Source organism: Mesorhizobium sp. GW821-FHT04C10, from assembly GCF_059420305.1.
The window spans coordinates 4,029,374-4,047,810 of sequence record NZ_JBWKTL010000001.1; the positions used below are offsets into that span (position 1 = coordinate 4,029,374).

General features: G+C 61.0%; 20 protein-coding genes. 8 read left to right on the forward strand and 12 right to left on the reverse strand.

Going from position 1 to position 18,437, the window contains the following annotated elements; translation table 11 throughout:
• Positions 1-4: 4 nt before the first annotated feature.
• Both maiA and AC07UC_RS19445 read right to left on the reverse strand, forming a co-directional pair.
• Positions 5-652, reverse strand: coding sequence for a maleylacetoacetate isomerase (gene maiA, locus AC07UC_RS19440; RefSeq protein WP_494907086.1), 648 nt, complete (start codon positions 650-652; stop codon positions 5-7).
• 12 nt (positions 653-664) lie between these two features.
• Entirely contained in the window at positions 665-1,363 is a 699-nt protein-coding gene (locus AC07UC_RS19445; protein ID WP_494907087.1) for a fumarylacetoacetate hydrolase family protein, read from the reverse strand.
• A 233-nt stretch (positions 1,364-1,596) separates the two neighbouring features.
• On the opposite strand from AC07UC_RS19445, the gene AC07UC_RS19450 reads away from it, so the two are divergent.
• The gene (locus AC07UC_RS19450; protein ID WP_140773104.1) at positions 1,597-2,280 is read left to right on the forward strand and encodes a response regulator; all 684 of its coding nucleotides are present in this window, start codon (positions 1,597-1,599) and stop codon (positions 2,278-2,280) included.
• Positions 2,281-2,356: 76 nt separating this feature from the next.
• Here the strand turns inward: AC07UC_RS19450 and AC07UC_RS19455 are convergent, their stop codons facing one another.
• Complete coding sequence (locus AC07UC_RS19455; RefSeq protein ID WP_140773105.1) at positions 2,357-3,697, reverse strand: hybrid sensor histidine kinase/response regulator; 1,341 nt, start codon at positions 3,695-3,697, stop codon at positions 2,357-2,359.
• Between the two features lie 14 nt (positions 3,698-3,711).
• Positions 3,712-4,848 (reverse strand): FIST signal transduction protein, encoded by a 1,137-nt coding sequence (locus AC07UC_RS19460; RefSeq protein WP_181179893.1) that lies wholly within the window; start codon positions 4,846-4,848, stop codon positions 3,712-3,714.
• Positions 4,849-5,163: 315 nt separating this feature from the next.
• Here AC07UC_RS19460 and AC07UC_RS19465 point away from each other — a divergent pair, with 315 nt between their 5' ends.
• From AC07UC_RS19465 to AC07UC_RS19480, 4 genes are all read left to right on the forward strand, one after another.
• Positions 5,164-5,664 carry a (2Fe-2S)-binding protein gene (locus AC07UC_RS19465; RefSeq protein ID WP_140773106.1) on the forward strand — a complete coding sequence of 167 codons (501 nt, stop codon included), beginning with the start codon at positions 5,164-5,166 and terminating at the stop codon, positions 5,662-5,664.
• A 109-nt stretch (positions 5,665-5,773) separates the two neighbouring features.
• Positions 5,774-8,125 (forward strand): xanthine dehydrogenase family protein molybdopterin-binding subunit, encoded by a 2,352-nt coding sequence (locus AC07UC_RS19470; RefSeq protein ID WP_140773107.1) that lies wholly within the window; start codon positions 5,774-5,776, stop codon positions 8,123-8,125.
• A 12-nt stretch (positions 8,126-8,137) separates the two neighbouring features.
• Positions 8,138-8,935, forward strand: coding sequence for an FAD binding domain-containing protein (locus tag AC07UC_RS19475; protein ID WP_494907088.1), 798 nt, complete (start codon positions 8,138-8,140; stop codon positions 8,933-8,935).
• A 269-nt stretch (positions 8,936-9,204) separates the two neighbouring features.
• Complete coding sequence (locus tag AC07UC_RS19480) at positions 9,205-10,227, forward strand: acyltransferase family protein (protein WP_494907089.1); 1,023 nt, start codon at positions 9,205-9,207, stop codon at positions 10,225-10,227.
• A gap of 69 nt (positions 10,228-10,296) precedes the next feature.
• On the opposite strand, the gene AC07UC_RS19485 is transcribed toward AC07UC_RS19480, so the two are convergent.
• From AC07UC_RS19485 to AC07UC_RS19495, 3 genes are all read right to left on the reverse strand, one after another.
• Positions 10,297-10,779: an SRPBCC family protein gene (locus tag AC07UC_RS19485; protein WP_202321918.1), complete on the reverse strand. Its 483-nt coding sequence runs from the start codon at positions 10,777-10,779 to the stop codon at positions 10,297-10,299.
• Between the two features lie 68 nt (positions 10,780-10,847).
• Positions 10,848-11,336: a GNAT family N-acetyltransferase gene (locus tag AC07UC_RS19490; RefSeq protein WP_494907090.1), complete on the reverse strand. Its 489-nt coding sequence runs from the start codon at positions 11,334-11,336 to the stop codon at positions 10,848-10,850.
• Positions 11,333-12,091: a copper homeostasis protein CutC gene (locus AC07UC_RS19495; RefSeq protein ID WP_202321923.1), complete on the reverse strand. Its 759-nt coding sequence runs from the start codon at positions 12,089-12,091 to the stop codon at positions 11,333-11,335. The genes AC07UC_RS19490 and AC07UC_RS19495 overlap by 4 nt, the downstream gene beginning before the upstream one ends.
• A gap of 273 nt (positions 12,092-12,364) precedes the next feature.
• Between AC07UC_RS19495 and AC07UC_RS19500 the strand changes: the two genes are divergently transcribed.
• Positions 12,365-12,820, forward strand: coding sequence for a carboxymuconolactone decarboxylase family protein (locus tag AC07UC_RS19500; RefSeq protein WP_494907091.1), 456 nt, complete (start codon positions 12,365-12,367; stop codon positions 12,818-12,820).
• A gap of 85 nt (positions 12,821-12,905) precedes the next feature.
• Here the strand turns inward: AC07UC_RS19500 and AC07UC_RS19505 are convergent, their stop codons facing one another.
• On the reverse strand, positions 12,906-13,337 hold the full coding sequence (locus AC07UC_RS19505; RefSeq protein ID WP_202321927.1) for a cupin domain-containing protein: 432 nt from the start codon (positions 13,335-13,337) through the stop codon (positions 12,906-12,908).
• Between the two features lie 130 nt (positions 13,338-13,467).
• Positions 13,468-13,761, reverse strand: a complete 294-nt coding sequence (locus AC07UC_RS19510; RefSeq protein ID WP_494907092.1) for a hypothetical protein — start codon at positions 13,759-13,761, stop codon at positions 13,468-13,470.
• A gap of 230 nt (positions 13,762-13,991) precedes the next feature.
• On the opposite strand from AC07UC_RS19510, the gene AC07UC_RS19515 reads away from it, so the two are divergent.
• Complete coding sequence (locus tag AC07UC_RS19515) at positions 13,992-14,135, forward strand: hypothetical protein (RefSeq protein WP_494907093.1); 144 nt, start codon at positions 13,992-13,994, stop codon at positions 14,133-14,135.
• Here the strand turns inward: AC07UC_RS19515 and AC07UC_RS19520 are convergent.
• A complete protein-coding gene (locus AC07UC_RS19520; protein ID WP_494907094.1) occupies positions 14,132-15,265 on the reverse strand; it encodes an acyltransferase family protein in 1,134 nt (377 codons plus the stop codon). The two genes, AC07UC_RS19515 and AC07UC_RS19520, sit on opposite strands and share 4 nt — an antisense overlap.
• Before the next feature lie 488 nt (positions 15,266-15,753).
• Here AC07UC_RS19520 and AC07UC_RS19525 point away from each other — a divergent pair, with 488 nt between their 5' ends.
• Positions 15,754-15,948, forward strand: a complete 195-nt coding sequence (locus AC07UC_RS19525; RefSeq protein ID WP_494907095.1) for a hypothetical protein — start codon at positions 15,754-15,756, stop codon at positions 15,946-15,948.
• Positions 15,949-16,306: 358 nt separating this feature from the next.
• Here the strand turns inward: AC07UC_RS19525 and AC07UC_RS19530 are convergent, their stop codons facing one another.
• Together AC07UC_RS19530 and AC07UC_RS19535 are read right to left on the reverse strand one after the other, a co-directional pair.
• Positions 16,307-17,398, reverse strand: coding sequence for a DNA methyltransferase (locus AC07UC_RS19530; RefSeq protein ID WP_494907096.1), 1,092 nt, complete (start codon positions 17,396-17,398; stop codon positions 16,307-16,309).
• A complete protein-coding gene (locus tag AC07UC_RS19535; protein WP_494907097.1) occupies positions 17,395-18,363 on the reverse strand; it encodes a hypothetical protein in 969 nt (322 codons plus the stop codon). The genes AC07UC_RS19530 and AC07UC_RS19535 overlap by 4 nt, the downstream gene beginning before the upstream one ends.
• Between the last annotated feature and the right edge of the window lie 74 nt (positions 18,364-18,437).

Here is an 18,437-nt window from a genome sequence, read left to right on the forward strand (position 1 = left end):
GGCCCTATTCGGCATCGATCTGGTTCTGCGGCGCGGCTTTCTGGAAGGCCGGCAGTGCCATGCACGCGGCGTGGATGCGCGCGATCGTCGGGTAAGGCGCCATGTCGACGCCGAAGCGGGCATTGTTGGTGACCTGCGCTGCCAGGCAGATATCGGCAAGCCCCGGCGCCTCGCCGTGGCAGAACGTTCCAGTGTCGGGCGAGGAAGCCAGAATCTTTTCAAGCGGCTGAAAGCCTTCGTTCACCCAGTGGCGGAACCAGTTGGTGATGTCCTGGTCGCCGGCGCCGAACAAAGTGCGCAGCGAGGTCAACACGCGCAGATTGTTCACCGGGTGGATGTCGCAAGCGATCATCTGCGCCAGCATGCGCACGCGCGCTCGGCCAAGCGCGTCCTTCGGCAGCAGTGGCGGTTCCGGCCGGATCTCGTCGAGATATTCGATGATCGCCAGCGACTGCGTCAAAAGCGTGCCGTCGAGCATCAATGCCGGCACCAGCCCCTGCGGGTTGACCGCGAGATAGGCCGGTTCCAGGTGCTCGCCATGGCGCAGATGATGCGGGATGTAGTTATAGCTCAGCCCCTTCATCTCCAGCGCGATCCGCACCCGGTAGGAGGTGGAGGAGCGATAGTAATTGTGCAGGACGATGTCGCTCATGGCTTTGTCGTTTCAAGATTGCGGCTGGCCGATCGTCACTTCGATCGTGCCGATGCCGTCGACGCCGCCGGTCATCGTCTCGCCCGGCTTGACCGCGCCGACGCCGGCCGGCGTGCCGGTGAAGATCAGGTCGCCCGGTTGCAGTTCGACTGCCTCGCTGCAGATCGAGACGATGTCGGCGATTGGCCAGATCAATTCGGTGAGGTCGGCATCCTGTTTCACAGCACCGTTGACGGCGAGCCAGATGCGGCCTTTCGTCGGGTGCCCGGATTTCTGCGCGGGAACCAGCGGGCCGCAAGGGGCAGAACGGTCGAAGGCCTTCGACCAGTCCCAGGGCCGCGCCGCCTTCTTGGCCTCATCCTGGAGATCGCGGCGGGTGAGGTCTATGCCGACAGCATAACCCCAGACATGATCCAGCGCCCGCTCACGCGCGATGCGGAAGCCCGCCTTGCCGATCGCGGCCACCAGTTCGATTTCGTGGTGCAGATTGGCCGTCAGCGGCGGGTAGGGGATCACTGTGCCGGAATCGACCACGGCGTCGGCGGGCTTGGTGAAGAAGAAGGGCGGATCGCGTTCATCGTTGCCGAACTCGCGCGCGTGCGCCGCATAGTTGCGGCCAACGCAGAAAACGCGCCGCACGGCAAAGCGCTCGGCCGACCCGCTGATGGCGACTGAAGGTGTTGGCGGCACGGGAAGGACAAAGGCGGTCATGGTGGTCTCTGCGTTAGGATATCGGGTTGCTGGCGGCACCTTCGACCGATTTCGGGGGGCGGGCAAGGCGTCGCTTTTCATAAAGCATGGGCTTTGCCTGGGCTGTATGAGAAATTCAGGGTTTCCATTGCTTTTACAGCGATGCAATCCTGGCAATTGGCGATAGACTATTTGCCAATAATCCGGCCATGGTCGCGGGACTATGGTGTGGCGGGTAAACCGGAACGAGCCACATGACAGCACCCAACGATCGCGCCCGGTTCCTGATCATCGACGACCATCCGCTGTTTCGCGAGGCGCTGCATAGCGCCGTCCAGATGGCCTATCCGGAAGTCGATACGGTGGAAGCGCGCTCGATCACCGAGGCGGTGGAATTGCTGGCAGGCGCCAAACCTTTCGACCTTGCGCTTCTCGATCTCTCAATGCCCGACGTGCACGGTTTCGAGGGCCTGCTGCAGCTCAGGACCCGCTATCCGCGCCTGCCGGTGGTGATCGTGTCGGGATATGAGGAGCCGAGGATCATTTCCGAGGCGCTGTCCTATGGTGCCGCCGGCTTCATCCCGAAATCGGCCCGCAAGAGCGATCTGGCCGCCGCCATCCGCTCGGTGATGGACGGCGCAATCTATGTGCCGGAAACCTATGAAGGCCAGCCGGCGGATGCCGACAGCATCGACCGCGCCGACATGGTCCAGCGCCTGTCCAAGCTGACACCGCAGCAACTGCGGGTGCTGCAAATGCTGCGCCAGGGCCTGCTCAACAAGCAGATCGCCTATGAGCTGCAGGTCGGCGAGACCACGGTCAAGGCGCATGTCTCGGAGATCCTGCGCAAGCTCAACGTGTATAGCCGCACGCAAGCGGTGATCGAGGTCTCGAAACTAGACAATGCGGAGCTTTTCAGGGATCAGGCGGGGTTCTGAGCTTTTACCTCCCTTGGCGCCGCACCCCACCCCGGCGCTGCGCGCCGACCCTCCCCATCAAGGGGAGGGTAAGCCTCTAAGCCAGCAAATGCGCCAGCAGCGCGCGCAGCTGGGCAGGTTTCAGCGGTTTGCGCATTAGCTCGATGCCCCCGGCGCGCGCGGCCTTGGCGACGGCTTCGGAACTGTCGGCGGTGACGATGAGCGCCGGCACGGCGCGGCCGAGATAGTCGCGGACTTCCGATATGGTGGCGGTGCCGAGATCGCCGCCGTCGAGATGCTGGTCGGCGATGATGATGTCCGGCACCCAGTCGGTGTCGCCGAGCAGGTCCAGCGCATCGTCGGTCGAGGTCGCGGCGCGCACCAGGCACTGCCAACGCTCGAGCAGGAAGGTCATGGCCTCCAGCACCTCGATGTCGTTCTCGACCAGCAGCACCTTGGTGCCGAACAGGCCGTAGCCGCGCGACCGCTCAAGGCCGGTGGCGCTGGCGATGGCGTCGGCGGGCGCCCCGATGCCGACGGGGACATCGATGTGGAAGATCGTGCCGCGCCCGACCTTCGACGAGAAAGTCACGGGGTGGCCGAGCGCGCCGGCCATGCGGCGCACGATGGCAAGCCCGAGCCCAAGGCCGCCGCCGTCGAGTTCGGCACTGGTAGGCGAGGTGCCGCGATGGAACTCCTCGAAAACCGCCTCGCGCTGGTCCTCGGGAATGCCGCAGCCGGTATCGGCGACATCGATGCGGATGGTGTCGCCGCGATGCCTGGTGCCGACAAGGACGCCACCCGAGCGGGTGTAGCCCAGCGCGTTGGAGAGAATGTTCTGCAGGATGCGGCGCAGCAGCGTCCGGTCGGAGCGGACCACGGCATTGACCGGCCGGAATTTCAGCGACAGCCCCTTCATTTCCGCGACCGGCTGGAAATCCGAGCGCAGCGACGAGAACAGCGCCTCGAGGCTGACGTCGCCAATGTCGGGCTGCACCACGCCGGCGTCGAGCTTGGAGATGTCGAGCAGCGTGCGCAGCAGGTCCTCCATCGTTTCCAGCGAGCGCTCGACCTGCCGCACCAGCTTCCTGCCCTCGTCGCTGGTCTGCACCTCGGCGAGCGCCGAGACGGAGAGATGGGCCGCGTTCAGCGGCTGCAGCACGTCATGGCTGGCGGCGGCGAGGAACCTTGTCTTGGACAGGTTCGCCAGTTCGGCATTTTCCTTGGCGGCGCTGAGATCGATGTTGGATTGCTCAAGCCGCCGCAAGGTCGAGTGCAGCTCCTCCGTACGCGTGCGCACGCGGTTTTCAAGCGAGATCGCGGTCTGGAACAGCGAGAAGGCATTGCCTTGCTGGTCCATCGACCGCTCGACGCGGCTGACCAGGGCGGCGTTGATCTTCTTCAGCTTTTCGAGATCATTTATGTCCCTGAGCGGCATCTTATTTCGCCGCCCTATTCTGCTGCTTGGCGTTCGCCGAAAGCGATGCCGGTGAAAGTCTGGTTGAGGTGCATCGACCGGTACTGCTCGCCATAGGTGCCGAAGCCGACGACGTTGTTGACCCGGTAGAGTTCCGAAATGTCACGAAAGACCTGCCGGTTGCGTGCATCGAGCCGGCGCAGCACGCAGTCGAAGCCGAGGATCATGTCGATGCCGCCAAGCCGCTCCTCGACCTCGCGCAGGGCGGCGCGTGTCGATTCCACCATATCCTTGGGCTGGGCGATCGACAGCACGACGCCGTCGTCGATGGCGCAGAAGAACGACAGCGAACCGTCCGGGTGCATCTTCTGGATGGAACGGCAATAATATTCGCCGCCCACCTTCACCACCACCGGATGCGAGGCGAAGCTCAGCGGCGTCAAGGTCTGCGGGATGATCCCGACGGAAGCGGCATATTCCTCCGCCGCATTGGTGGCGTTGAATTCGCGTACGATGCGGTGATCGGCATCGGACGCCGTCACTACCAGCTTTTCGTCGGTCGGAACGAAATTGTCGGTCTTGAAGACGTGGAACGGAATTTCCGTGGCGATCAGCACGATGATGGCGCTGTCCGAGGTGACCCTGCCGTTCGAGATCAGGCGTGTGGTCTCGAACTTCAGATCGTCGCCGGCCGAGCCGCCGAGCAGCGGTATGTCGTCAAGTCCCCAGTGGATGGCGGAGCTTACCGCTTCCTCGGCATAGGACAGCCCATCGATGAAGCAGAGCGCGAAGGTGTTCCTGGTCTGCTCACCGCCGAGCCGGCGGCGCAGCGTGCGCCGCAAGGCCTCGACCTCGCCGGTGATCCTGTCCATGCCCGATGTGGACAGGTTGTCGACCATGGTGCTGACCGCGGTGAATGAGGCGGAGGGCAGCAGCATTGCCAGCATATGGCCTTCTTCGAGCCCTTGCGGCGTAATCTCGCCGGCGGTGGAGCACCCTGCATGATGGAGCCCCGGCGCGTGGACCGAGAGTGCCCGCGACAGGGCACCGGCCTCGACGAGGCTCTGGGAAAAGAACAGCAGCGCAAAGCCGGCGTTGATTGCGGCAGCCTCGGCGGCCACCGCGCGCGCGAAAACATCCGGGTTGGGCTCGTCCGTGGTCAGCGCCGACAAGCCGCATGCGTAGCGCGTCCGTGAACTGGCCAGCGGCGTTCTCCCGCATTTCCTCCGACGCTGTTTTTGTACGCGGCTGTTTTTACAAGCTTCTGGCGCGCGAGCGTCGGGGGATATTGTTGCTTCCAATAGGCGTTTTGGCAATGGGGGCGAGGGAGTGCACCTTTGGCCTTGGCCATGACCCGAAAGTACAATGATCCGCCTTTTCCGTCGCGCTGTTTTTTGTGCGTTGTGCGGTGTACGAATAACGCATGGCCGAAGCGCCAGCGGCGCGTCGGCAGCGTGATGACCAAGGTTGATACCCAGGGAGGGACCATGTCGGACGTTTCTTTGATGGTGAACGGGAGGCGCGTCAGCGGCGTTGCCGAGGATCGAACGCTTCTGGTCCATTTCCTGCGCGAGAATCTCGGCCTTACAGGCACTCATGTCGGGTGCGATACCTCGCAATGCGGGGCCTGCGTCGTCCATGTCGACGGCAAGGCGGTCAAGTCCTGCACCATGCTTGCGGTCCAGGCGTCCGGCTCGAGCGTGGTGACGATCGAGGGTCTCGCCAACGGCGCCGACCTGCATCCGGTGCAGGCAGCCTTCAAGGAACATCACGGGCTGCAGTGCGGTTTCTGCACGCCGGGCATGATCATGACGGCGACCGACATGATCAACCGCCACCCCGAAGGCCTCGACGAGGCGACGGTGCGGGCCGAGCTGGAAGGCAACATCTGCCGGTGCACCGGCTACCACAACATCGTCAAGGCGATCCTCGCCGCATCGAAGACGATGTCGAAGGGAGCCAAGGGCAAGGCGAAGCAGGCTGCGTGAAGAGTGAGCAGTAGAGTAGTGAGTAGTCAGTAGCCGGTCTGAACCGGCGGCGATCTTCACTATTAACGTACTCGCTACCTCATACTCACCATTTCGGGAGGAATTTCTTATGGGCATTGAAGGTGTTGGCGCTCGGGTCGCGCGCAAGGAAGACAAAAGATTCATCACCGGCGCCGGCCGCTATGTCGACGACATGGTGGTTCCCGGCATGAAGCATGCGGCCTTCGTGCGCAGCCCGCACGCGCATGCGCAGATCAAGAAGATCGACGTCAAGAAGGCGCAAGCCATGCCCGGCGTCATCGGGGTTCTGACCGGCAAGGAGCTCAAGGCCGATGGCATCGGCAACCTGATCTGCGGCTGGATGATCCATTCCAAGGACGGTTCGCCGATGAAGATGGGCGCATGGTCGCCGCTGGCTTTCGACAAGGTGCGCTATGTCGGCGACGCGGTCGTCATCGTCGTCGCCGAGACCAAGGGCCAGGCACGCGATGCGGCCGAAGCGGTCGAGATCACCTACAAGGAACTGAAGGCGGTTGTCGACGCCTCGAAGGCGATGGACAAGGGCGCGCCGCAGATCCACCCGGAAGCCGACAACAACCTGATCTTCGACTGGGACATCGGCAATGCCGACGAGACGGCGGCTGCCTTCAAGAAAGCATCCCATGTCGTCAAGATGGACATCATCAACAACCGGCTTGTTCCCAATGCCATGGAGCCGCGGGCGGCTCTTGGCCACTACGACAAGGCCGAGGATCATTACACCTGCTGGACCACGTCGCAGAACCCGCATGTCGCGCGGCTGGTGATGAGCGCCTTCTACAATGTCGCGCCGGAGAACAAGCTGCGTGTCATAGCACCGGATGTCGGCGGCGGCTTTGGTTCCAAGATCTACATCTATCCCGAAGAGATCGTCTGCCTGTGGGCGTCGAAGAAGACCGGTGTGCCGGTCAAATGGGTAGCCGACCGCACGGAGAGCTTCCTCACCGACGCGCATGGCCGCGACCATCACACCCATGCCGAAATGGCCTTTGATGCGAACCACAAGATACTTGGCCTGAAGGTGGAGACCAAAGCCAATCTCGGCGCCTACATGTCGCTGTTCTCGTCGGCGACGCCGACATACCTCTACGCGACGCTATTGTCGGGCCAGTACAACATTCCGGCGATCCACGCCAATGTGAAGGCGATCTACACCAACACCGCGCCGGTCGACGCCTATCGCGGAGCGGGGCGTCCGGAAGCGACCTTCGTCATGGAGCGCATGATGGAAACCGCCGCTCGCCAGTTCGGTGTGTCGCCGGCAGAGTTGCGGCGCAAGAATTTCGTCACCTCGTTCCCGCACCAGACGCCGGTCATCATGTGCTATGACGCCGGCGACTATGCGGCTTCGCTCGATGCGGCCATGAAGGCTTCGGATTATGCCGGCTTTGCCAAGCGCAAGGCTGCCGCCGCCAAGAAGGGGCTGCTACGCGGCATCGGCATGAGTTGCTACATCGAGGCCTGCGGCATCGCGCCGTCGGCGGCGGTAGGCAGCCTTGGTGCCGGCGTCGGTCTTTGGGAATCGGCGGAGGTGCGGGTCAATGCTGTCGGCACGATCGAGGTGCTGACCGGCTCGCACAGCCACGGCCAGGGCCACGAAACCACGTTCGCGCAGCTGGTCAACGAACGTTTCGGGGTGCCGATCGATTCGGTTTCGATCGTCCATGGCGACACCGACAAGGTGCAGATGGGCATGGGCACCTATGGTTCGCGCTCGGGGGCGGTCGGCATGTCGGCCATCGTCAAGGCGCTCGACAAGGTTGAAGCCAAGGCCAAGAAGATCGCGGCTCATCTGCTCGAAGCAGACGAGGGCGATATCGTCATCGAGAATGGTGCGCTGAAGGTCGCCGGCACCGACAAGAACGTGCCGTGGTTCCAGATGGCGCTCGCCGCCTACACCGCTCACAATCTGCCGGGCGGTATGGAGCCCGGGCTGAAGGAGACGGCGTTCTACGATCCGTCGAATTTCACCTTCCCGGCGGGCTGCTACATCTGCGAGGTCGAGGTCGATCCGGAAACCGGCCTGACCGAGATTGTTCAATTCGTTGCCGCCGATGATTTCGGCAACATCATCAACCCGATGATCGTCGAAGGCCAGGTGCATGGCGGACTGGCGCAGGGCATCGGCCAGGCACTGCTGGAAGGCGCCCACTATGACGCCAGCGGACAGCTGCTGACGGCGAGCTACATGGATTACACCATGCCGCGCGCCGGCGATCTGCCGTCGTTCACGGTCTCGACCTCGAACACCCCATGCCCGGGCAACCCGCTTGGGATCAAGGGCTGCGGCGAGGCCGGCGCCATCGGCTCGCCGCCGGCGGTGATCAACGCCATCACCGACGCCATCGGCATCGCCGATATCGCCATGCCCGCTTCGCCGTCCACCGTATGGGCCGCGATCCGCGCCGCGACGAAGCACTGAGGAGGAACAACCATGTACTCGGTCAACTATCACCGCGCCGCCTCGGTCACTGAAGCCGCCAAGCTTGTGAAGAGCGGCGACGCCAAGCTTTTGTCGGGGGGCATGACCTTGATCCCCGCCATGAAGACGCGGCTGGCGGCTCCTTCGGATCTCGTCGACCTCTCGCGCATCAAGGAACTGCATGGCGTCAAGGTATCGGGCAAGACGGTCACCATCGGTGCCGCCACGACCCATTATGATGTCGCCAATGACGAGAAGCTGCGGAAGGGGTGTCCGGCGCTTGCCCATCTGGCGTCGCTGATCGGCGACCCGGCCGTGCGCCACAAGGGCACGATCGGCGGCTCGATTGCCAACAACGATCCGGCGGCGGACTACCCGGCGGCCCTGCTGGCGCTGGGCGCCACCATCGTCACCAACAAACGCGAGATATCAGCCGACAAGTTCTTCAAGGGACTGTTCGAAACGGCATTGAAGGACGGCGAGATCATCACCGCGGTCAGCTTCACCGCTCCGGCAAAGGCCGCTTACGAAAAATTCCGCAACCCGGCCTCGCGCTACGCGATCGTCGGCGTGTTCGTGGCCAAGGGCAAGGATGGCGTCAGCGTTGCCGTCACCGGCGCCGGCGACGACGGTGTCTTTCGCTCGAAGGAAATCGAGGCGGCCCTTGCGAAGAGTTTCGACGCTGCATCGCTCGCGGGCGTCAAGGTGTCGGCCAAGAACCTGATGAGCGACATCCACGCCTCCGCCGACTATCGCGCAAATCTGATCGCGGTCATGGCCAAGCGCGCCGTGGCAGCCGCCAACGCCTGACACTGACGCGTTTCATGGTTTCACGGAAAGGGGCCATCGCGGCCCCTTTTTCGTGCGTCGCGGCCCAGTTGCTGATGGAATCAGCCGCAGCGCGACATCCTTTTGCTTGAAGCAATTCCGGGCCGTACCGGTCTGGAAACCGTATCGGCGGCAATCTCGCACTTGCACAAATTTATATTGCACTGCAGTATGGGCGGGGGCGGGAATGCGAGCCGGGTTCGGAACACGTACCGCCGTGCCCTTTCGCATGCCAATGCGAAAGGATCGGCATGTCCGAAATTTCCGCGACCCATTTGGTTCCGTCCCGGGCCGTCGTAGACAGGTCGGCCAGGACAAGGTTGGCCTATCTCGATGGCTGGCGCGGCCTGTCGATCGCCCTGGTGTTGATCGGCCATTTTTTCCCGGTTCCTGGAATCAACCTCGGCGTGCTCGGCGTCGAGTTCTTCTTCGTGCTCAGCGGCCGGCTGATGGCCGAGATCCTGTTCATCGAACGGTATCCGCTGAAGAAGTTCTTCAAGCGCCGTTTCTCGCGCATCTATCCGGCGCTCCTGGTCTTCGTCATTGTTGCCATGATCGCGCTGTCCGGCACATTCATCGCCTTCAAATGGAAGGCGGCGCTGACGGCGCTGACATTCACCTACAATTACGCGGGAATCCTCGTCACCCGCGCCGGGGCGCTTGACCATATCTGGTCGCTCTGTGTCGAGGAGCACGCCTATGTCATCCTGGCGCTGATCAGCGCGACGGTCGTCAGCCGCAACCGCGTCCTCCCTTTGCTGGTGGCGCTGGCCTTGCTCGCCATGGCCAATGGCGCTGTATCGTACTGGGTCTTCAAACTGGACTACGAGGCCACGTACTGGCGCACCGATGTGCACATCGCATCAATCCTGCTGTCGGCCTCTATCTGCCTGCTCAAGGCCGAGGGCAGGCTGCCGGACGTGCTGAAAGGGCCTTATGTCGCCCTGGCAGCGGCGGCTGGCGCGGTTTTCCTGTTCGTGGACGCGGTGCCGACGCCGATCCATTATCTCCTGGCCACGCCGCTGCTGGCGTTGGCCGTCAACGCGCTCGATTTCAGCAGCCGGATTTTTTCCGGTCTGCTGTCGTCCTGGCCAATGACGACATTGGGCCTGTGGTCATATTCGCTCTATCTGTGGCAGCAGCCATTCTACAAATTCGTCTATGAGCAAGGCAGCAACCCCTGGCTGATGCTGGCCGGCGCCTTCGCCTGCGCGCTCTGCAGCTACTACCTCATCGAGCGCCCGGCGCGTGAATGGCTCAACCGCAACTGGTGAGTACGCCAAGGCAGTTGCGGCGGGGCGGACATCGTGGCTGCAACCGGCCGCCGAATTTCGGTTTGGCGGTCAAGCGGCTCTGTTTTTCGCCATCAGATAACGGCGCAGGCCGGCTTCGCCGCGCGGCGTGGTCCAGCGATGGTTCCATGCGAAGGCCGGCCGCAGCAACGGTGCGAGGAATTTGAGGATGGGCCTCTCGACCGTGACCTGCCAAGTCAGCTGAACATGGGTGCCGGCGCCTGAGGGTGACAGTTCGGCCCGCCACAATCCGTCGAAATCGCCAAAAGTTTTCACCACCACCAGCCGGCCGGGCTCGAGTTCGGCGGCTTCGATGATGAAGTTCAGTTCATAGGGCAGGGCGCCGCGAGCACGCGCCCTTGCCCGCGAACCGACTGACGCCTTGCCCTTGGCGTCGAGCGGCACGACTTCCTTGTAGACGTCGCCCCACCACAGCGGCAGCAACTCGGCGTCGGAGAGCACGTCCCACACTTGCCGAGGTGTGCCTTCGGGAATGTGCCAGCTTTCGTCGAAGCGGAAGACGTTGCTTGGCATCGCTGTTCCTCCGGTTGGCGGAACGGCTATATTAGTTGCCGCTTCATTGTGGGGCCAGCGCTAGCGGATCAAGCGACGATCCGCCTGACGTAGTAGCGCACGGCTTTCTTGCCGCCATGGATGACCGCGTCGCCGACTTCGGCGAAACCGAGAGCGGCGTGGAAGGCATCAGACGCGGGGTTGGGCGGGTCGATGTTGACCTCGCAGGTGACCAGCGTGTAGCCGGCGCGCTCCGCATGCTCGAACAGATCCTGATAGAGCCGGCGCGCGTGGCCGCGGCCCCTTGCGTGCGCCGCCACGACGACGCGGTCGACATAGATGAAGCGTTCATAGCGCTCGCGGAACCAGACGAAGTTCGGGCTGTCGTAGTTGGCTTCCTGGTCGAAGGTCATGATGAAGGCTTCGAGATCGCCGATGCGCCGCGCGTAGAATGCCTCGCCAAGCAGGAACGACAGCCGCTCGGCTTCAAGCCAGGAGAGTTCCGCTGCATGTTCGTTGTTGAGCGCCAGTATGGCAGATTCGTCGTCCGGCGCTATGCGGTCTATCGGAGAGATCATGCCTTGGCCGCCGCGATCGTCGCCGCCACCAACGGTGTGTCGGTCAATGTGTTGCGGTATTCGCGGTCGAGATCGGAGCCGCCCATGCCGACCTTGGGATTGCGGTAACCCATGGCGCTTGGCACATCCTTCAGCGCCGCGAAATGCATCTCGGCCAGGCCGGTCTTTTTGCGCACCTCGGCGATGTTGCCGAGATCGAGCCCGCCGCAGCCGAGGATGACTATGCGGTCGCCCGCTTGCCGCACCAGATCGGCCAGCAATGGCAGGCCTTCGATCGCGGTGTCGCGCTGGCCGCTGGTCAGCACGCGGCCGACTTTGCAGCGGATCAGCGCCTCCAGCGCCTCGCTGGGATCGCGTGTCATGTCGAAGGCGCGGTGGCAGGTGACGTTCAGGGACCCGGCAGCCTGCGTCAGCTCGCCCATGCGCTTCTCGTCGATGGTGCCGTCGGCGTTCAGGCAGCCGAACACCACGCCGGCCACACCGAGATCGCGCAGCGCGGCGACGTCGGCGAGCATCGAGCCGTATTCGGTCTCGCTGTAGAGAAAATCGCCACCGCGCGGCCGCACCATGACATGAAACGGCACCGTCGCCTGGTCCAACGCCGCGCGCACGGTGCCGAGGCTCGGCGTGATGCCGCCTTCGACCAGGCTGGCGCACAGTTCGACCCGATCGGCGCCGGCAGCCTGCGCTGCGAGCAGGCCATCGATGCCTTCGACACAGATTTCGATCAGCGGCGGGCGGGTTTGTGTGGTCAAGGGGCGATCCAGTCCATGATGGTGTGCAATGCCCTAGCACCCGGGCGGCCAACGCGAAAGCGTGAACGAAACAAAGCCATTTGGACCAGGCGCCATTTCCCTGCTTGACAGTCATATAACCATGTAGTTATGAATTATACCCATAGCTGATGGGTTATTGATTGACCGTCGGCGATCCGGCGGCCGCCGAAATTTCATCAAATCGAAGCTGGATGCGCGGCATCCGGGCTCGGCAAAACATGCCCTGCGAAACGCCTTCAATGGAGAAAGACCATGCAAGCTCGAATCAAGAACCCGGTCATGCTCATCCCGGGCGCCCTGCAAGCGCTGCTGGCCCTGGACAAGTCGACGGAGGCGGCCGATGTGCCTTATGTGACGCGCAAGCTCGTTCATCTGCGCGCCAGCCAGATCAACAATTGCGCCGTCTGCGTCGACATGCACGCGCGCGAACTGAAAAAAGCCGGTGAAAAGGACGAGCGCATCTTTGCGCTGGCCGCATGGCGCGAGACGCCGTATTTCACCGATGCCGAACGGGCGGCCCTGGCGCTGGCCGAGGCAGGCACAAGGCTCGCCGACCGCCCGGACGCCGTGCCGGACGATGTCTGGGACGAAGCCGCCAGGCACTATGATGAAAAGGCGCTTGCCGCCTTGGTTGTCCAGATCGCCTTGATCAACGCCTTCAATCGGCTGAATGCGACCACTCGACAGATGGTCGGAGCCTGGGGCTGAGCGCTCTTTGAAACGCTTGGGGCAGGGTGGTGTCCGCGACGGCAGGAGAAAGCGGATTGCTTTTCCGCTTTCGGGGCATGGGCGGCTACTGCCGCAATTCCGTATTCTTGGCGCCTTCCTCGACCTGATCGATCACCAGGAGCTTGACCGGGCCATCGCCGACATTGGTGGCTTGGTGCCACTGCCCGATCATTTCGATGATGAAATCGCCTGTCTTGTAGGTGTTGCTGTTGCCGGTCTCGACATTGGTGACCTTCAGCGTTCCGGCCTCGACATAGGCGTAACGCGGGAAGGGGTGCCGGTGCACCGGCAAGGTCGCGCCCGGCGCGATATCATAGGTCGACACCAGCACCTGCACGTTCTTTTGCGGCAGCGTGATCGGCTGGCCGGACGCGGTCGTCGTGCGCGACGCAAGCGGTGTCACCACGACGGGCGTGCCGCTGCTGTCGAGTGCGAGAGCACAATTTGCATAAAGTGCGGCTGCGGACAGCAGCACCGATGCCAGGATCTTCCGCATGATTCCTCCCTGAACCGGCGCATCTATCGCGCGACGGATATCCAAGCGCAAGCGCCGTGAGGTGCTGATGGACACCTCCAGATCGGGGAAAACGTCAATCCATGCGCGATTGCAAAGGCGAATCCGCCGATCACTCGGAAACTTGAGGCGAGGGCTGTTCGCACCGATAGACCATGCATTGACCGCCGCTGGTCGGAACATAGGCTACCATCGGTATGAAGGGAGCATCGCATTCATCGCCGAATTGTCTAATGTAGCGGTCATAGGTGTTCGGCCCGGTGCTCAGCACCACCGCATGCTGGCTCCGGATGAGCGCCTGGGTCTGCGCGCAGGTCATCTTGCGCGTGTCCGGCCTGGCGCTGGCGAAGCTTGTAGCGGCAACCATCATCGCTGCCGCGCAGAGCACAATCTTGCAGATGGGCATGACGACATCCTCGCGAAACATCGGAGCGGCAAATTCGCATCTTGCGAGGGGGGCGGCAATGGTCGCGCTGTCACGATGCAGCGAGCCGGACCGCGACCGATAAGCCGTGCCTGTTTTGCCTAAACTTCAAATGTTTGACGCGCTTGCCGACTTTGTCGCGTCGGCTGTCTCGCATCATCGCCCAGCCCCGACCATCGCAGCGAATCTAGCCGCATGGTTTGTGAGAGCAAATGCTGCTCGGGAAGCCAGGGCTGCTATCGAGGCTGAAGCCCAAGCCGCTCGCCGCAGCCGTTGAGGCCGAAGCCGTGCGCCTTGCCGACACGCAGGCGCTGATAGCTGCGGCCATCCAGGCGGCCCTTGCCGCGAAGAACTAGGCAAGGGCAGTGACCCTGCTGCGGAAACGCTCCTTCATCAGCAGGGCGGGAGTTTCGATGTACTTGAATGACATGCCTGCCATGGCATAGGAAACGGGCGCCAGGATGAATAAACCGATTGCTTGCTTTTCTCCGACAGACAGTGCGGTTCCGAACTTGTGCACCGTCAAATACCAGATCGGGTAATGGTAGAGGTAAAGACCGTAAGATATTTTGCCTGTGTAGACGAGCCAGTCAGCCGACATTGCTATGTGCATGCGCGAGCCTGCATTTGACGAAAGATGGAGCACGATGACGGCGACCGACGCAACAACAAACGGCTGCTTCCAGGCGAGGTAGTCAGCAGGCAACAGCAGCACAAGAATGATTACCATCACGCCAGCGGGCGCCGCCAACCAAAGCAACCGCTTGAACTGTTCCGATATTCTGGCGTGCGCGACGATGATGGCGGGCAGCGCTCCGGCAAATATCGCGTCTGCGCGAGTGTGGAATGCTGCAGAGACCCACATCTCCGGCGCGCCACGGGCCACCAACGTGTAACGGTTCACCTGTATTGCCAGAACCAAAAACAGCACACCGGCAAAAATCGCCGTGAAGTTCCGGACGCGACCAATCAAGAAGAGGAGCGCTATCGGCCAGATAAGATAGAACTGCTCTTCTATTGCCAGCGACCAAGTGTGCCCGAACTCAAACATATTCCACCGATCTGTGGCGCGCACCCAGTTGCTCACATAAAAGATAGCGGCAGGAATTGATCGCAGGATGATGTTGCGGGGGAATATCCCAAATGCGAGATCGATTGCGCCGAAAACAAAAACACAGACGAGCAGAGCCGGAGCCAACCGCAGCACTCGGCGGGCATAGAAATTGGCAAAGCTGACGGTGCCTGTGTCGGCAATTTCGCGAAGCAGCAGCGAAGTGATTAGAAAACCACTCAAAACGAAGAAGATGTCGACACCGAGATTGCCTTTGGTGATGCCGAAAAGTCCGTCAAAGTGAGAGCACATCACGACTAGCACTGCGCACCCGCGAAGTCCGTCCAGTGAAGGAATCCGCTGGCGTTCTACAGTCGCTAGAGCATCGGCAGGCGCTGATCTCGGGAACAGTCTTTCTGCAAGCGACCTAAGCAATCGGGGTCTCTCAATTGGAAAATTGGGCGCAACCTATTCGCGGTCATGGTTCATGACAACTGAAAGAAAAGGCAGAAAACAACTTCTGCGGACTTTAGATGGACTAAACCAACTCGTCCTTCCACTGGCAAAGTGCGCCACACGGATGAAATCCTGATCGGTAGGCTCCCGGCCTAGCCCGTCCTTCACTGGTCCCCAGGCAGCAGCGGCTTCAGACATGCTGCCGCTCTCTATCTCGAAGCGCCTGATGGCTTTGCCAGCGTGCATCAACACATCATTTGAGGATGAAGTAGAGCGGGACGAGAATCGCGAATGCCGCGACAGCGGCGAGAAACAGGTCTGTGGTCATGAGCCCCCGCTCGGAATTCCATGACCATCTCCCACATCTAATTTGGCTAAAATGCAAGGCGTCACATCGCCCCGATGGGAACGGAAGCGGGGGGGCGAAGTTTACTGATCGCTAATGCGACCTTGCGCGGAGGTGGCAAATGAAAATAGCGGTTGGACCTGACACAGTCGACGTGGCCATGGTGGTCGAGGCGATGCTGGGTGAAGATGACTTCCAATCCATGGCCGAATTTATCGAATTGCTTCGCCAAAGGACGGGAACGGAACGTTCCGACGCGGATTTGAAAGCTCTGATCTTGAAGAAGGCGGCAGTGCATGGTGTCGTTGTAGAGTGAGACGCCCGACGTTCGGGTACGGTGAGCACCCTGAAAACTGGTCGATTCTCTCACGCCGGCACTGGATTGTTGCCCCGAACATTGCCCAAGGCAGAGCTTGGCACTGTTGAGTGCGCTCTAAGATATCACAAGTGCATGGAAATGATTGGCTCCCCGGGCCGGGCAAACCGAAAGAAATCGAACCGGGGCAAAAAGCCGAATTACCTAAATAATTTCAATAGCTTAGGAGACTACCGTCCACCTACCGCATTCCTTGGTTGTGTACCTCATGCGGGCGCATTTGTGTACCGCGACGCAATGATAGCAAAGTGAAGCTACTGATCAAGGTCTAGAACGGCCGCATGTTCACGCTTGCGACCTAGGTCAGCCGAAACACGAAGTCGTGTTCCTGCTTCTCCTGCCGCTTGCTGCCGGGCCTAAACGAGTTGATCTGACCCCGCTTTATGTCGGTAGTTACGGGGGCGCCGAGAAGGTCAACCCCCACCTGCAGGCCCCGCCGAAGCGAATTTAGCAATCCGTCCGCCAGTTCGGCTACAGACTGTTTCCGTCCGCCGATGCGAACGACGATCGTAGCCTTTCCGTGGAGTAGCGGAGCGCAGCCCTTCCACGCGTCTTCTAGGAACTTCCAATAATTGGCAGCAACCTTGTGTCTATCATCCTTGCTAAGGAGGCGCGTAGGCGTCGTCGGGCCGCCAAGAAACCACAACCGCAACCACTGATCCTCCGAGTAGTCAGTGGTGTCGAGATACGGAGGCGAAGTTACGACCAGTTTCACCTCGCTGAGGAACTCGGGGAAAACATCGGCGCACCGACGCGCATCTTCAAGGACCACTCTCGCCTGACCCGATGGTGTGGGAACCGACAGCCTGTAGTTTATCAAAGGAGGTAAAATCTCGAAAACAGGGCGTCTGTCTGGCTGCAATCCCCGCTCTCGCCACCATCGAATTGAATACTCGGGTTTGGTGCTAATGGTGCGAGGCATTCTATTGCTCAAGTAATTTGGCGAGCGATGCGCTTCTCCATGCAATATGCCAAGGAGTACAGCCGCTATGAAGCGGTCCTCTGTATTTTCGCGCCAATTCAATTCCCGTCGCAGAAACGCAATTTCCCGAAGCGTTTCGGCATGGAAACAGTGTTCAAAAAATTCCTCGGATGGAAGGCTGACTTCTGCCGTTGGATACCGATCGCGGAGTTCGCCCAAACGAGCAATGGCTCGCTCTCTCTGCGGCACGTCGGCCTTTGCTCCGGACACGCAGGCCGCAACGAGATTGACGTCCGTCCCAATGACACGCCTATTGCTCAACAGGCTTTCCAAAATCGTGGTACCCCGGCCGCAGAAAGGATCCAAGATCAGGTCGCCGGGGCGCGTGAAAGCGAGGAGTTGCCTAGCTACGAAATCCTCTGGAAACATCGCGAAATAGGGACAGATAGCATGGAGGGGATGTCTCAAGCCGCTGCCTCCGTAAGTTCAGCGAGCATATCGCCAATCCATTCGGTCACTGTATGAAGCTGAGGAAAGCCGTCGATCAGCGCCCTTTCGCCCTCACTCAATTCTTGAGCGATGGCTGCGAACTTGGCCACTCTGAACCGATCAAAAATGACGCCGAAATCACTAGAGTGATAAAGCATTCGGCCATTCATTTGTTGATCCCACGTATACTCATTACTTTCATCAAGGTCATGATGGATCGGAAAGGGAATGAGTATTGCGGGCGCAACATGTGCCGGCGGCGGGGGGTCGAACCAATTCATGAATTTTGTTTTGAACCCAAGGAGGGTTTTCCCCGTCCAATCGTATCCTGAAGCGACTTGGCCAAATATCACACTGCGGGCACCCCTGCCGTCGGCAAAGTCTATCCACGCGATGATGTCTATGCCCGCGTCCTTAAGTTGTGGTGGATAGCCGGCCGGAACGCTGTTGACCACCACATGGTTGCCGAACCTTTCAACTGCGGCCGCAAGTGCCGGGAGGAAGGCTGTACGCTCCGGTCTCGGGAAGCCGAACCAGATTACGTGTCCCTTCAAATACCCGCCCATTGCCAGGCAACTCGCAACTTGAAACAGGAGCCCAAGCCTGTGACTGGTTACGTTTGTGTCCCCTACTGCGATAATTTCATCCCGCACCCCGGTCTCCAGCAAACCGAGTAGATAAAAAATATATTTGCTTCCTTCAGTGATTTCACCAAGTCTGCACCTAAGCCGAAACGTGCCATTGAAACATTCGACGCCGGCCCCGTACTCGATCTCAAAAGGATAGTGCTCACCGCATATCTTTGAGCGATAGACGAGCTCATCATGCACTTGGTCGACAATTGCGGAGCTTTGAGGTTCCAATATTTCTTTGTCTAGCGCTTCTCCCGTAGCCGGGTCCACCTCAATCCCGGCCTCTTCACCGTCTGACTGTAGGTCGATCACCTTCCGTATATCGTGTGACGTGCACACTCGCTCTGGAGAAACGACAGATAACATTTCCAAATAGTCGGCCCACT